The 14,676-nt window shown below is 59.4% G+C and carries 13 protein-coding genes; 4 read left to right on the top strand and 9 right to left on the bottom strand.

What is annotated here, in order from left to right; all coding sequences use genetic code 11:
- Positions 1 to 63: 63 nt before the first annotated feature.
- The 3 genes from L0U79_RS09450 to L0U79_RS09440 all read right to left on the bottom strand — a co-directional run bounded on the left by L0U79_RS09450 (position 64) and on the right by L0U79_RS09440 (position 3,027).
- Entirely contained in the window at positions 64 to 2,061 is a 1,998-nt protein-coding gene (locus L0U79_RS09450) for an oligopeptide transporter, OPT family (RefSeq protein WP_233841911.1), read from the bottom strand.
- A 106-nt stretch (positions 2,062 to 2,167) separates the two neighbouring features.
- The gene (locus tag L0U79_RS09445; protein WP_233841909.1) at positions 2,168 to 2,689 is read right to left on the bottom strand and encodes a hypothetical protein; all 522 of its coding nucleotides are present in this window, start codon (positions 2,687 to 2,689) and stop codon (positions 2,168 to 2,170) included.
- Positions 2,690 to 2,823: 134 nt separating this feature from the next.
- Positions 2,824 to 3,027 (bottom strand): oxidoreductase-like domain-containing protein, encoded by a 204-nt coding sequence (locus L0U79_RS09440; protein WP_233841907.1) that lies wholly within the window; start codon positions 3,025 to 3,027, stop codon positions 2,824 to 2,826.
- Positions 3,028 to 3,141: 114 nt separating this feature from the next.
- Here L0U79_RS09440 and L0U79_RS09435 point away from each other — a divergent pair, with 114 nt between their 5' ends.
- Positions 3,142 to 4,269 (top strand): glycoside hydrolase family 18 protein, encoded by a 1,128-nt coding sequence (locus L0U79_RS09435; RefSeq protein WP_233841905.1) that lies wholly within the window; start codon positions 3,142 to 3,144, stop codon positions 4,267 to 4,269.
- Positions 4,270 to 4,335: 66 nt separating this feature from the next.
- Here L0U79_RS09435 and L0U79_RS09430 read toward each other — a convergent pair whose 3' ends face one another.
- The 3 genes from L0U79_RS09430 to L0U79_RS09420 all read right to left on the bottom strand — a co-directional run bounded on the left by L0U79_RS09430 (position 4,336) and on the right by L0U79_RS09420 (position 6,371).
- Positions 4,336 to 5,121 carry a methyltransferase gene (locus L0U79_RS09430; protein WP_233841904.1) on the bottom strand — a complete coding sequence of 262 codons (786 nt, stop codon included), beginning with the start codon at positions 5,119 to 5,121 and terminating at the stop codon, positions 4,336 to 4,338.
- A gap of 83 nt (positions 5,122 to 5,204) precedes the next feature.
- Positions 5,205 to 5,819 (bottom strand): RNA 2',3'-cyclic phosphodiesterase, encoded by a 615-nt coding sequence (thpR, locus tag L0U79_RS09425; RefSeq protein ID WP_255682914.1) that lies wholly within the window; start codon positions 5,817 to 5,819, stop codon positions 5,205 to 5,207.
- A gap of 51 nt (positions 5,820 to 5,870) precedes the next feature.
- Positions 5,871 to 6,371, bottom strand: a complete 501-nt coding sequence (locus L0U79_RS09420; RefSeq protein WP_233841900.1) for a DinB family protein — start codon at positions 6,369 to 6,371, stop codon at positions 5,871 to 5,873.
- A gap of 274 nt (positions 6,372 to 6,645) precedes the next feature.
- Between L0U79_RS09420 and L0U79_RS09415 the strand changes: the two genes are divergently transcribed.
- Positions 6,646 to 7,941, top strand: coding sequence for a hypothetical protein (locus L0U79_RS09415; protein ID WP_233841898.1), 1,296 nt, complete (start codon positions 6,646 to 6,648; stop codon positions 7,939 to 7,941).
- A 76-nt stretch (positions 7,942 to 8,017) separates the two neighbouring features.
- Here the strand turns inward: L0U79_RS09415 and L0U79_RS09410 are convergent, their stop codons facing one another.
- The 3 genes from L0U79_RS09410 to L0U79_RS09400 all read right to left on the bottom strand — a co-directional run bounded on the left by L0U79_RS09410 (position 8,018) and on the right by L0U79_RS09400 (position 11,959).
- Positions 8,018 to 8,866 (bottom strand): DUF3014 domain-containing protein, encoded by an 849-nt coding sequence (locus L0U79_RS09410; protein ID WP_233841897.1) that lies wholly within the window; start codon positions 8,864 to 8,866, stop codon positions 8,018 to 8,020.
- A 140-nt stretch (positions 8,867 to 9,006) separates the two neighbouring features.
- Positions 9,007 to 9,984: a sulfotransferase gene (locus tag L0U79_RS09405; RefSeq protein ID WP_233841895.1), complete on the bottom strand. Its 978-nt coding sequence runs from the start codon at positions 9,982 to 9,984 to the stop codon at positions 9,007 to 9,009.
- 418 nt (positions 9,985 to 10,402) lie between these two features.
- Entirely contained in the window at positions 10,403 to 11,959 is a 1,557-nt protein-coding gene (locus tag L0U79_RS09400) for a carbohydrate-binding protein (RefSeq protein WP_233841893.1), read from the bottom strand.
- A gap of 735 nt (positions 11,960 to 12,694) precedes the next feature.
- On the opposite strand from L0U79_RS09400, the gene L0U79_RS09395 reads away from it, so the two are divergent.
- Both L0U79_RS09395 and L0U79_RS09390 read left to right on the top strand, forming a co-directional pair.
- A complete protein-coding gene (locus L0U79_RS09395) occupies positions 12,695 to 13,192 on the top strand; it encodes a VOC family protein (protein WP_233841891.1) in 498 nt (165 codons plus the stop codon).
- 129 nt (positions 13,193 to 13,321) lie between these two features.
- Positions 13,322 to 14,557 carry an MFS transporter gene (locus tag L0U79_RS09390; RefSeq protein ID WP_233841889.1) on the top strand — a complete coding sequence of 412 codons (1,236 nt, stop codon included), beginning with the start codon at positions 13,322 to 13,324 and terminating at the stop codon, positions 14,555 to 14,557.
- Positions 14,558 to 14,676: the final 119 nt, after the last annotated feature.

Raw genomic sequence — 14,676 nt, 5'->3', positions numbered from 1 at the left:
ATTTTACCCGCGTTCCACGTTCCCTCTCCTCCGAAAAGGAGAGGGCGTGCCTACAACAGGGCGTCAGCTCTTCTGACCCAGGCGGCTGATCCAGCGATACATCGCAAACGTCACCGCGATAAACGCGACGCTGCCGACCCACACAGAGGCGTTCTCGAAGCTGTCGCCGACCAGGGCGAACGGCGCCGGCTTGCCCATAAACACCACGCAGGCGGCCACGATCACGCCGATGATGCTTTCGCCCACGATCATGCCCGACGCCAGCAACACACCAAGTTGCTTGGTCGCGTCCGCTTTCGGGGTGCGGTCTGCACGCTTGTCGAAGTACCAACCGACGATCGCGCCTACCACGATCATCAACGTCGTGGAGGTCGGCAGGTATATACCCAGGCCCACCGCGAGCGGCGGCAAACGTGCCGACTTGGCGGTCTTGGCCAAAATGGCGTCGAGCACGATGATGCCCACGCCCACGAGCGCACCGATGCCGATCAGGCTCCAGTCGATATTGTTTTGAATCACGCCCTGCGCGAGCGCCGAAATCAGCCCGGCCTGCGGCGCAGGCAAAGCATGCGCGGGATCGACGCCCGGCGCGCCGAGAAAGCCGTACGCCTTGTTGAGCAGATCCAGCACCGGTGGAATCACAATCGCACCGGCGATCACGCCGATCACCAGCGCCGCCTGCTGTCGCCACGGCGTCGCATCGACGAGCTGGCCCGTTTTCAAATCCTGCAGATTGTTGTTGGCGATCGCAGCGACGGCGAACACCACCGATGTAATGAAGAGCGCAAACGCCACTAGCGCCTTGCCCGAATCGGCCGGCAGATCGGATTTCACGCCCAACACCAACAGCAGCGCGGCGATGATCACCACCAGGATGCCGATACCCGACAACGGACTGTTGGACGAACCGATCAAGCCCGCCATGTAGCCGCACACCGTCGACACCAGGAAGCTGAGAATCAGCACGAAAATCACGCCACCGATCACCAGCAACGCGGTGTGCGAAGCCAGGCCGCTGACGACGCTGAAATGCCCCAGCAGGTAGGCGATAGGCAACATGCAGATCAGCACGATCAAACCCACGATGCCGATCGGAATGTCTTGTTCGGTGCGCGGCAAGGTGTCGCCCTTGCCCGCTTTGCGCACGCGCGACGCGGCCATCGCCGAGGAAAGGCCACTCACAACGGGCTTCACTAACTTGGCCAGCGTCCAGATCGCCGCCACGCCGATGGCGCCCGCGCCGACAAAGCGCACGTAATGACTCCACGCGGCTTGCGCCACATCGGAGACATCGCCGGTGGCCGGATGCAGCAAGGTGAAATGCGGTACCGCCCAGCCCCAACCGATGATCGCGCCGAACAACATCGCGAGACCGACCCACAGGCCGACCAGATGCCCCACGGCAAACAGCGCGAACGAAAGCGAGAAGTCATAACCGCTCGCCGCGCCGCGATCGCCGATGCGGAAGTACTGCGCCATATCGCTGGCGAAAATCTTGGTCTGCACCACGATGTAGAACACCGCCGAAACGATGGAACCAACGACCACCGCCATCAGGCCGCTGGTGCCGCCTTCCACCGCCGCCGAATCCGATGCCTCCACCACTTCGCCCGAACCCACTTTCAGGACTTCGGCGCACGCGACGCCTTCGGGATACGGCAGATCGGAATCGGTGACCAGCGCGCGACGCAGCGGGATGGTGTACATGACGCCGAGAATGCCGCCCGCCGCGCAGATGCCGAACGACATCCAGAACGGGAAACCCGTCCACCACCCGATGATGATCAGACCCGGCAACACGAAAATGATCGACGACAGCGTGCCGGCGGCCGACGCCACCGTCTGCACGATGTTGTTTTCCTGGATCGTCGCGTTCTTCATGGCGCGCAGGATGGCCATCGAAATCACCGCCGCCGGAATCGACGTGGCGAAGGTCAGGCCGGCCTTCAGGCCGAAGAACACATTGGCCGCCGTGAACACGAGCGTGATCACGATGCCTATGATCAGGCCACGTAAGGTGAATTCGGCGCGTGGCGCGTCGGGTCCAGATACTGCATTCACGGGCGGTCTCCCCAAACTGTCCAGCTAACAAGATAGCGTGGATCGTCAGGTGAGTGTTGGCCCTCGACGTGGCGCCCGCCCCTCGAACGAGCGGCGGGGACCGCTATCAGTGCGCGATTTTGCGGATATCGCCGCGCATTTGGTTCGCGATATCGCCAGCGCCGTCGGCAAGAAGCTTCGGGAGCGCCTGTGCGTAGGCCTGATCGACCGCGCCACTGCCCACGGCGGTGGACACTTGCGTTTTGTAGTCGCGACCGGCGTCGAAACCGTGCGCCCAGATCGAGCAATGCACGGCGAGGTTCATGGCGACGTTGCCGGGGGACTTGTCCTCGTTCACGCGTAAATCCGTGGAGAGCGACGAGCAAGTGACCACCAAATCCGGCACGTAACTGGACTGAAGCTGGGCGCCGAGCTGCGATTGCACGGCGGCCGCCAGCGCCGGCGACGGCTCCAGCGTGAGCTTATGATCGAGACCGCGCACATCGAGCGTGTCCCCACCACCCGTCACCGTGAGCCACGGCGCGGCGCCTGGTTTCACCAGATCGCCCAACGAAGCGGGAGCATGCACTTTTTGACCACCGCACGCGCTAAGCAGCGCTGTGGCGCTGATCACCCAAAGACGTTTCATCGAGAATTCCCCCTATCCAAGGCTGCCAATTTAATGCAGCGCAACATCAGCATCAATGCCTCGTGGCTTGAGATGCGATGCGGTTCCCATCCATGCCTTTGAGCACGGTGCACGAGAAGCGTGCTTGGGTAGCCTTATGAACCGGGGTCCACGCCCGGATGACGCTCGCGCCATGCCGCAAGGGCCTCGCGATAATGCTGCCTCGCTTCTTCGTACAGATCGAAGATGCACGGATCGCAACCGTTTCCGCAGCAGTCGCCGGGATCGGGCTCGACCGGTTTACGCGGCGGCGGATCGTCGCGCAGAACAGTATCGTTAGAGGTCGATGCGTCGTTCATGAGAAATAGCAAGTCCGAATGCCGTCAACATGGTGATTCGTCATGTCGACGTCAAGCGCAACGTCTCGCGAGATACGATCACCACGATCGGCAGATTTCCTAAGGAGTGCATTGATGCGTCACGCTTTCTCTCGTCCAGGCCGAATGCTGGCCGGATTGTTCCTGCCTTTGCTCGTCGCCATGAGCGGCGCTGCTTTTGCGCAATCGTCGCCGCCGTATCGCATCGTCGGTTACGCCACCGGCTGGATTCCGTCGCAAACCAAAGATGTCGGCAAGATCGATACGCTGATCTTCGCGTTTGCACAGCTCAAGAACGGTAACGTCGGCCTCGACGACGATCACGCGAAAGGATTGCAGACGCTGATTGCGCTGAAGTCGGTCAATCCGAAACTGAAAGTCGCAGTATCGGTCGGCGGCTGGACCGTCGGCGGATTTTCCGAAGCCGCCAGCACGGCCGCGGGTCGCCAGCAATTCGCCGACAGCGCCGCACGCATGATTTCCACGCATCACGCCGATGGCCTCGATGTGGATTGGGAATACCCCGGACATCACGAGTCGGGCATTAAATCCAGTCCGCAAGACAAAGCCAATTTCACCCTGCTATTGAAGTCGGTTCGCGCTAGCCTCGATCGCGTCGGCGCGAAAGATCACAAGCATTACACGCTGAGCATTGCGATTGCGGACGGTCCGTTTGTCAGCGATATCGATATCGCCGCCATCAATCCGTCGTTGGATTGGTTCAATCTGATGACGTACGACTTCGTCAACGCGAACACGCCGACCACGGGACATCACACAGGCCTACATGCTTCGGCATTGATCGCGGGCGACGGCCGCACTACCGATCGCGCCGTAAAAGAGTTTCTGGCCGCCGGCGTTCCGCCGCAAAAGCTGGTGATCGGCGCGGCGCTTTACGGCCGCGAATTCGCCGATGTAAAGCCCGATCACAACGGGCTGTATCAAACCTACGGCCATTTTCAGAGCGGCCACAATTGGCCGGAACTGAAACAGGACTTCATCAATAAACAGGGCTACGTGCGTTATTGGGACGACGCCGCGCAAGCGCCCTGGTTATGGAACGCAACCACCCATCGCTTTATCACGTACGACGATCCGCAATCGATTGCGGCCAAGATGGCTTACATCAAAGCCGAACATCTGGGCGGAATCATGTATTGGGAACAAACCAACGATCCCGCCGACGAATTGCTGAACGATATGTGGAAAGGCTTGAACAACTGACCGCGAAAATCATTGCGCTGATTTCTCCCCTTCGAAACATGTTCGAAGGGGAGAAAGTCGCAAGCATCAATTGGGTTTGCGGAACCGGAACATAAATTGATCCGTGTGGCCGCGGATCGATTTGTCGAATACTTTGTTGGTATGCGGATCGTTCGGGTTGTGCAACACACCGCTCTCGCCGGCAAACACGAAGCCCGCCGATTCCACTTGTTTTTTGACGATATCCGGATCGATGCGATGCAGGGTATCCGTATCGGCCATGCCCGAGCCCTCGGGCGCGACGTGATCGATCACGATAAACAATCCGCCCGGCTTCAACGCCGCGAAAACCTGTTTATCGAACGCCACTGGATCGACCTTGCCCATAAAGGCATCCGGATAATCGTGATAATTCTGCGACGTAAATACGATATCTACCGGCTCCGGTACGCTCAGCTGCGCAGCAGGCTGCTTGAGCATCGATACGTTTGCGTAGTGCGAATCGGACAAAATTTTCTCAAACCCGGTCACTTCATCGGCATCTTCTTTCACGTATTCGTTCGGCCATAGTGCATAAACGTGGCCCTGCGCACCGACCACTGCACTGAAGACGCGCGTGAAATAGCCAGAACCCGGAATCAGCTCGAGCACCTTCTGACCAGGTTTCACCTGGCTGAAAACCATGACGTCGGTAATTTTGCGGCGCGCATCGTTACTGGCGTCTTGAGCGCGAATGGGGTCGGCGACAGCGGTGCGAACGTAAGGCGGTATGTATTGCAGCGCGTGCAGATGATTCGGCTGCGAAGTTTGTGCTACCAGGGTTGCCCCTGGAAGCGTCAACGCAGCAAGCAGAACGACGGATATCGAACGCATGACAACCTCCTGACAGGTGGGGAGCCGCTGGATTGTGCGCTCCGGCGGCACGCGCGCCTACCTGACTTGTGGCCCATGCTGGATCAGGCGTTGGATTTGGACAGCGGCCAGCTTCCAAGAATTCGGTAACTGCCCTTCCCCACAATGTTATGAATCAGCACAAATCGATCCACGGACCATTCGATAGGCGTTAACGATGTCGCATCGGGCAGCGCGCGCCGGGCATAGGCGAGCGTTACGTGTGGCGTAAACTGACGTTCTACGCGCAGATGCAGATCCGCCTTGGCGAGCGCCTCATGCATCGTGCGCCACAACGCAAGGAGCAAATCCGGAACGTGCGTGCTGCGCAGAACGCACGGCGGCTCACGACCGCGAAAGCTGGCGACATAGTCGAGCGTCCAGACAAACGACTCCGCGTGCACCCTCGCCGCCGCATCGCTTGCTTTATCCACCACATCTTGTGGAAACACCGGGTAATCGCCCAGAAAATTCAATGTGGCGTGAAACCGCTCAGGCTTCACCCATCGCGCGCGTAATTCCGGATGCTGCTGTTGCATAAATACCGAAACATCGCGAAAAACGATGCGCGTCGCCAAGTCGGGCATCAAGGCAAAAAATAGGCGATGAATTTCTTTTGGCGTGGGAGGCGGCAGGCCTAAAATTTGGCCCTGTCTCGCGCCTGACCCGCCAATGCTCATGGCGGCAGCGTACCTCATTTCTACTCCGCTGGATTGCGACCGACCAAAGCCTCAACCCGCCTCGCGCAAAAACACGGGCAAATCGGTGGTCGGTGGAGGCACAGACATGCCATACATCATCGTGGCGATATGTCCGCGATGATACGTGCCGTGATTGACCACATGCAGCAGCATATCGCCGCGACGCATTTGACCTTCTCCACCGCCGATAAACGTGAATCGAACCGTTTCATCGCAGGCTTGCTCGTCGAGCGATTCGGCGTACGCGATATACCACTCGCCGATAGCCGCTTGCCCGGAACGAAGTATTTCGAACGCAGGACATTCCTCTGGATTGCGCGACGTAAACCCATGTGGAACACCTTGCAGATGCGCCTTCCACACCTGGTCCATGCAATACACATGATTCAGCGTACGCAACACGCTGCCAAAAATAATCGGCTGCGCCGCCGTCAATGCATGCTCGGGCACATCGGCCAGCGACTGATAAAGCAGCCGGTCCGCCCAAGCACGATAGCGGGCAAACGTTCGGAGAGATTGAAGCTGCGACATGCCATGTCCTTGGTGAATGCGCGAACCTTGGGGAGGGCCAACGCGCTCGTTAAAACATCGGAATTCGTGACTTTCTAAGGTAAAACTAAGCCAGTCGTTTACCTGCTATTTGGAAAACGCCAAAACCAGACAGCACAATGTGTTGCAAGACATACGCAGCGCCATGTGGTCGCTTGCCTGCTGAACGACGATGAACTTATCACGCTTCATGATGGCAACGTGACGGACTTTCCCGCGTTTTCTCTTGTAGGGTGCAATCCCAGGAGGAAACGCCATGAAAGCCATCAGCGTTACGCAACACGTTTCGGCGAAGCACACGTTGCTCGTGCGTGCCTTGGCAGGCGTGCTCGGCGCGATCGCTGCGTTCGCCGCACTCCCGCAAAAAGCGGAAGCCGGCGTGTTTATCGGCGTCGGTGTTTCGGTGGGCTTCCCGCCGCCCGCGCTGCCGGTCTACGAACAGCCGCCGATTCCCGGTCCTGGTTATATCTGGACGCCGGGCTATTGGGCATGGGATGGCGGCGAGTATTACTGGGTACCGGGTGCTTGGATTCTCGCGCCGTATTACGGTGCGCTGTGGACGCCTGGCTATTGGGGCTGGGACGGTACGGTGTACCTGTTCCATGCTGGCTATTGGGGCGATCACGTCGGCTTCTACGGCGGCATCAACTACGGCTGGGGCTACACCGGCATCGGTTACGCCGGCGGTTATTGGGGCCATGGCGGCTTTTACTACAACCGTTCGGTCAATCGCATCGACAACGTACATGTAACCAACATCTACAACCGCACCGTCATCAATAACTTCAACGGCAACCACGTCAGTTACAACGGCGGTCGCGGCGGCACCATGGCGCGCGCGACGCCGCAACAAATGGCGTTTGCACGCCAGTCGCGCATGGGACCGGTTGCGGCGCAGCAGCGGCAGATGACGACGGCCAGCCACGATCCTGCGATGCGCGCGTCGGTCAATCACGGCAATCCGTCGATGGCGGCCGCCTCGCACGTCAGTGCGTTGGCAGGCGCAGGCGCCCCGGCGGCTCGCGGCAGCCAATTCTCCCCGGCCGCCGCCAATGCGCAGCGGATCAATGCAAACACAATCCATGCACCGCAGCAGACCAACAACACTGCTTTGCGTTCGGCCGGTTTCGCGCCGCATGCAAATATGACCAACACGGCCAACGCGTCGCATACGGCGGCAAACTTTGGCAACAACTATCGTCCGCAAGGTGCAGCTCCGGCGGCGAATATGGCGCGTCCGACAAACAACACGGCACGCCCGATGAACAACATGGCGAACACCGTGTCGCGCCCCACCAACAACATAGCTCGTCCGGTGAACGCGTATCGTCCGCAGCAAACGGCGTATCGACCCGCACCGACGCCGCAGTTCCGTCAACAACCTCAATATCAGCCGCAATTCCACGCGGCGCCGCAACCGCAGTATCAGGCCTATCATGCGGCACCGGCTCCGCGTCCTGTGAGCGGCGGTGGTGGACAACCGCGCGGTGGTGGTGGTCAGCCGCACGGCGGCGGCGGTGGCAGCGGTGGACGCGATACGCATCACGGATGACAGACACGCTACGCGCAGCAACGAAAAGGCCCGCTTTTAGCGGGCCTTTTCTTGTCGCGTCGATGTCGACGCTTACTCAATGTCCAACTTGGCCGCCAACCACCAGTTCGCGGATCATGCGCAACTTCGCTTTCATTTGCGCCTCGTTGGCAGCGCCAAGGCGCACCATCAGCTTTTGTCCGTTCGACAACGACTGCAGTTGCGGATCGACAAACACATAGTGCGAACTCGATTTCGTCACCGCGACGGGATCGTGACTATCCGGCGCCGAAAGCATGTCGTCGATCGCGACGATCAAGCGGTCGTTGAAGTAGCCGTGCGGATAACCCAGCTGGCGATACGCCTCCTGAAACAACGGGTAATTGTGCTTGTACCAAGCCACCAGGGTGTGCGGATCGACTTTTTCGAGCACCGCCATATACGGCGCGTAGCGATCGGCATTGGCTGCAGCGATCACGGTATTTCCGTTCGACTGTTGCGTCTGCATCGCTCCTCTGGGCGTACGCAGCGGAAGAATGTTGGTGTTTCCCAAACCTTGACGCGGAAGCACGTCCACCGTTGCGACGACGCGCGAAATAATTTGACTCGTCATCAGCAACGACTCCAGATCGCCGCCATTCACCATGCCACGCAACGCTTCGCGCACGCTGTCGTCGCTGTCGAACAATGACGGCAGCGCAGCCGTGGATGCGGGCGCAGGGCCGGCAGAAGCCTGAGCAATCGGATGTTGAATAACAGTGGAGGCGCTTGCCGGCGCGGGCGATGGCGCAGGCGCGGCAGCGGTCACCGGCGCGTTGGCCGCGGGCGTCGGATGCAACGCCTTTTCGACCAAATAAACGCCAGCTGCCACAACACCCAGTACGACGATGATGGCGAGGAGCCATCCACCATAGGACCGATCGGGATTACGAACTGATGGACTCACGATACCGCCTGTTTCCCAACGAAGTAGTACTCATTGTGACAGGCATGATAGCCAATCGTTCGAAAACTCCGCCGCGCTTCTTCACATTTGCTCCACGACGCGCGCTCTTCGGCACGCCATGCAACATCGCTCGAAAGCGCTCAGGCAACGCGAAAACGCGTTTTTCCGGCCTGCGCACGGACATCGCCAAACGTTGCGGCACCCTCTTCCACACGCTTTGCGGGATGCGCAAAAGTCGGTGCGCCGAAGCCGTCATCGCGATCATAGGCAAGGCTGCTCGCCGCGTAGAGCTCCTCGTAGGAGCTCAATTGCTCGCGCAGCCATTCACGCAACTGCGGGCCAAATAACGCCTCCGCCTTGCTATCCGCCTGGTGCGGCAAACCGCTAAGCGCACCTTGCTTCCAAGGTTCCGCTTTGAGATCGGCGATGTGTTGGCGACACGCGCGATCCATTTCGACTTCGGCAGGCAAAGACAGAAACGCGCATATCCGATGCCATTCTTCCACCGGTTCGCGGACGAGATCTTCCAGAAAAACGAAGTGATGATGCCGCACGCCAATGCGCGAACGATGGATTTCCACTGCACGATTCCAGCGCCTCGCCCACAACTTCAATCCGCCGTTGAAGGAGTTGTTGTCGTAACGCAGATGCGCATCCATGATCGAAGCGAGCACATCCATCCCCGGGCGAATCACGTGAATGAAGCGCGCATTGGGAAGATGTCGCTCGATCTCAGGCAGATAAAGAAGATGATGCGGCGTCTTTTCGATCCACGTGTCGCGCCCGGCGCGCTCGGTCAGATCATCCAGCATGCCAATGAAACGCTTGATGCATGTATCCAAAAACCAAGGTGCGCGCGTGACGTTGGCGCCGGACAACGAACGCTGCAGTTCCACGAATTCGCGGCGCCCGTAACGACGCGCCAACCCAAGACGACGGGCCAGATTGTGACGGCGCGTCGACGCGCCTTCGTCACCGTACCGGTAGTCGATGCCACCGAGGAGGCGCGGAAAAAAACCGGTTTCGGGAAGAGTGAAAACTTGAGGATGCCGGGCCAGCATGGCCTGCACGAGGGTGGTGCCGGAGCGCGGACACCCGATAACAAACGTACGTTGCATGAGCGGCGGCGCCCCCTGCTTTCTTATTAACCACTGACTGTGCATCGCGCCAGGCCGACGTAGAAAATTATCGACGTCAGCCTGTCGTAAGTTGACGCAACTTACACAGATGTCCGCACGCTGTCCACAAAAAGTTCTTTCGTTGCAAAGTGTTAAGTCGAAAGTAGTTTCGTCAATGGCATACCGTCGCGACACTACTGTTCAGTTTTATGTCTGTAAGCGACTGACTTCTATAGCGTCGCGCCAGGAGAGCAAACCCCTGTTTGTCTGCTTGGGCCACGGCGAAAAGCATCTACTGAAGCGCTGAACACAACCCAAGAAAAAGCCACCGGCACGTCGTGCCGGTGGCCCGCCCCTCTCATCCGCAGCGGATCGGGCATGCCTCCCGATCCGCTGCGAATCCCCTGCTCCTACGCTGCTACTTGCCGATGTCTTTTAAGATCTCGTTGGTAAAGGCCAACACGCCCGCACTCGGATACGAGTTGCAGGTCGCCGACGCTCCGCCCGCGGCGCACGGCGTGTCGCGATCCAACGACCAGAAGTGCACGCCAGCCAACCCGTTGGCCGTGGCATAGTTGGTGATCGTGTCGATATCCGCCAGCGTGGTGACTTCGCTGGCGCTGTCGTTTTGCCCAATCATCGGCGTCAGTTCGATGTGGCTGGCGGGAATGCCGTAGCTGTGCTCCAGATTCACCGCCGCTTGCACCGCGGACTGGCCCATCTCGCAGGCGCCGTTCACCACTACGCAATTGGCGGAACTGGTACCGCCGAAGTCCATCGTCATCAGATTGATGGTGTAGTTGTTGAGCGCGGGGCTGGACGACTTAATCGCTTGCACCACCCATTGACCCAACTGATTGATGCCGCCGTAGCTGCCGTCCGACGCACCCAAGGTCGCTAGCGTGAACGAGAACCGCAGGTTCGGATACTGCGATTGCGCTGCAGCCACGTCGGCGACGAGCTGCTGCACTTCGGCTTGCGTTTGCCCGCCTTCGATGTCGAAGTCGACGCCCACCATTTGCGCGGTGTAGTACTTCGCGATAAAGCTTTGGAACGCGGAGGCCGATCCGCACGTGAACACGCCAGCCTCGCCGCCCGTGGACACGATGTATTTCAAACCCGCACTCGCAAGCGAATTCGCCGCGCCTGGCGTGATATTGGCGCTGATGAATTCCGACGGCGTAACGCCTGCCCAACTTTCGCTTCCGCATTCGCCCGTGGCGAACGCCAGCGTGATGGCGGGAAGATTCGGCTCTTGCGTCGAATAAAGACTGCCGCTGCCGGCCACGGGAATCAGCGTACCCGTCACGTCCGTCGACATGGCGTACGTGTTCCAGTTCATGTTGATGCTCATGTCCTTGTACGGGCTGAAGATAAAGCCCGTAGGAGTGGGTGTCGGGGTTGGAGTGGGTGTCGGCGTCGGGGTGGGTGTCGGCGTCGGCGTCGGGGTTGGGGTTGGAGTCGGCGTGGGCGTTGGTGTGGGCGAGCCACTGCACGAACCCAATGATGTCCACGGCGCACCACTGCCGGCAGGACCGTTATTGGTCGCAGGATCGTTACCTTCCGTCCAGAAATTCGCTTTGTAGTTGATGCTGTTTTCGCTCACCAACGCGCCGCCGTTGTATGCGGTCGACGAATTCCAAGCCGCATCGCAACCGGACGGTGTCGGCGTTGGTGTGGGTGTCGGCGTCGGCGAACCGCCGCAAGCGCCTTGCGATGTCCAGGGTTGGCCGCTTCCGGCGCCGCCGTTGCTGGTGGCTGGATCGTTGCCCTGCGTCCAGAAATTCGCAACGTAATTGACGCCGCTTTCGCTCACTTCATTACCGGCGGTGTACACGTTCGTCGATACCCACGCGGCCGCGCAGCTTGATTGCGCATGCACGGTTTGCACGGGCGCTACCGTAAGCGCCGTGGTGGAAAGCGCAGCAAAAATCGCCGTGCTCAACGAACTAAAGGTCAGTGACTTCACATGCATAGGAATGTCTCCAGAGTTGGACTGAACCGCAACAGTTGAGAAACATCGGCTTTCGTCAGGCTGCAATTCCGGCAGCCGGGCGGGACGAACGCCATTACGCATCCATGCATCCAAACTGCGTGTAATGGTTTGCATCGTTTAGTTGTGCCGCGCACGTATGTACCGCTACGCGCAGCACACCTGCATATCTGTCGCGCGTCGTACCCCGTTCGGCCCGCGACAGCATTTCCCCGCTCCCTCGACTTGAAATGGCTTGCCGAGGTTTTTCGAGCACTCCTTCGCGAACATCGCCTGTCATGGCGTTGCAAAGTGGCGCGAGTATCGGCCTGTTATGACAACGTTGTCCAGTCGATTTGGCCGATTTGCCCACGCCAGAACGTGATTCGTATCGCAAAGGAAAAATTGTCATGTCTGCGCGACATGCATTCACATCGCATGCACATAAAACCCTACAGAACGGCTTAAAACATGGCCTTTTCCGTTGCAACGCAACACTTGGAACGCGCCCACGCACAGTCAAATGCAACGGACTCGAATGCCCCGAAGCACGTCGTGCGGATAAAACGCGACACAGATAAGCCAGACACAGCGACGCAAAAACTTACAGACATGACTGACAACGATAGCCAGCGCGGACAACACCCGAGTCGAGCGCCGCGTTGCACTATGTCGATTTCGCACCGCCTCGCTCGTCGTATCAGCAAGGCTTCCCCTCATGGCGAACCGGAGGTATCCATGAACACGCGATTCCAGCGCATTACGCCGTTTCTGTGGTTCAACGACGAGGCGGAAGAAGCGGCGCATCGCTATGTGTCGATCTTCGAAAACGCGCGTATCCTCGCCACAACGCGATACGACAACGAATCGGCCAACGCCGCGCATCGACCGGCCGGCTCGGTGATGACCGTCGCGTTCGAATTGGATGGACACGCATTCACCGCACTCAATGGCGGCCCCGCTTTTCATTTCACGCCTGCGGTATCGCTGGTGGTGAATTGTCGCGATCAAGCGGAGATCGATCACTACTGGAACGCACTATCGAAAGACGGCGATCCGTCTTTCCAACAATGCGGTTGGCTGCAAGACCGTTACGGACTCAGTTGGCAAATCGTGCCTGCGCAATTGATCGAACTGCTAACCGCTGGCGACGCAACCAAGGCGCAACGCGTCATGAAAGCCGTATTGAGCATGAAAAAGATCGACCTGTCCGTACTGGAGAAAGCGGCGGCCTAGCGTCGAAAATTTCGGGGCACGGACGAAAAAATCCCGGGATTTGCAGCGTCGTCGCACATCAATGACGCATCGCACCATGACGGCGTATAATGCGTCGTCATTCTGCTTCCCCGTCAGATCCCCTGCTTTATGGCTGATGCCTCCCGTTCCGTCGCGACCGTCGAAGGTCGCCAGTCCGGCGTGTTGCTGTCGATCCTCAGCACGGTCGCGTTTACGTTCATGGCCTATCTCACGATCGGGCTTTCGTTGGCCGTGCTACCAAGGTTTGTCGATACGAACCTCGGCTTCGGCGCCATGCTCGCCGGCTTGGCGATCAGCGTGCAGTACGTCGCGACATTGCTCAGTCGCCCACATGCGGGACGCATGGCCGATTCGAAAGGTCCCAAGCGAACGGTAATCACAGGTCTTGTGATGTGCGCGGCCAGCGGTGCGTTGTTGCTGATGGGCGCATTCGCCAGCCACTTACCTTGGCTCAGTCTTGGATTGATCTTCCTCGCCCGTCTTGCGCTGGGTTGTTCGGAAAGCTGCGTCGGCACCGGCGCCATCGCGTGGGGCATGGGTCAGGTGGGACATCGCCATACCGCGCGCGTCATTTCATGGAACGGTGTGGCGACCTACGGCGCCCTCGCCGCCGGCGCGCCGCTGGGTGTAGTAATCGATCATCGCTTCGGCTTTGCGGCGGTGGGCGCAATATCGTTGTTGATCGCACTGGCCGCACTGCCTTTCGCGCGCATGAAACGCGCGACGCATGTCGCAGCGGAAGAACGCGCGCCGTTTCGCACCGTGGCCGCGCGCGTGGTGCCTTATGGCATCGGCCTGGCGCTCGGCTCCGTCGGCTTCGGTTGCATCGCTACCTTCATCACGCTCTTTTACGCCGCGCACGGTTGGGACAATGCCGCGCTCGCGCTCACCGTATTCGGCGTGGTGTTCGTCAGCGTTCGCTTTATCTTCGCGCGCACGATTTCTACGCTCGGCGGCTATCGGGTCGCGATGGTGTCGCTCTCGGTAGAAGCCATCGGGTTGATCATATTGTGCCTGGCTCACACCGCGACCATGGCCGGCATCGGCGCGGCGGTAGCGGGCATCGGTTTCTCGTTGGTGTTTCCCGCGCTCGGCGTGGAAGCCGTGCATCGCGTTCCCGCGCATAGCAGCGGTTCCGCGCTCGGCGTGTATTCCGTGTTTATGGATGTCGCGATGGCGATCACCGGTCCGCTCGGCGGATGGATCGCCAGTGGCATGGGTTACAACGCGATCTACGGCTTCGCCGCGCTCGCCGCCGTGTCGTCGGTGGTGCTTGCGTTGGTCTTGCAAGCGCAATCGATGCGCGAAAAAGCATTGGCGCACGCAAGCATGGAAAGCGTGTAGCAGAGGCTTCGATGCGAAATCGCAACACATCTGTCAAACAGCTGAAACATAAGGTTTTTTAGCATTTTCAGCGCTCAAGTCGAAGCAACTTTTGCCGACTAGGGAGCATCCCCCTCCCC

This window comes from Dyella sp. 2HG41-7, from assembly GCF_021390675.1.
Classification (GTDB): Bacteria; Pseudomonadota; Gammaproteobacteria; order Xanthomonadales; family Rhodanobacteraceae; genus Dyella_B.
This window is presented reverse-complemented; position numbering and strand designations above follow the sequence as displayed.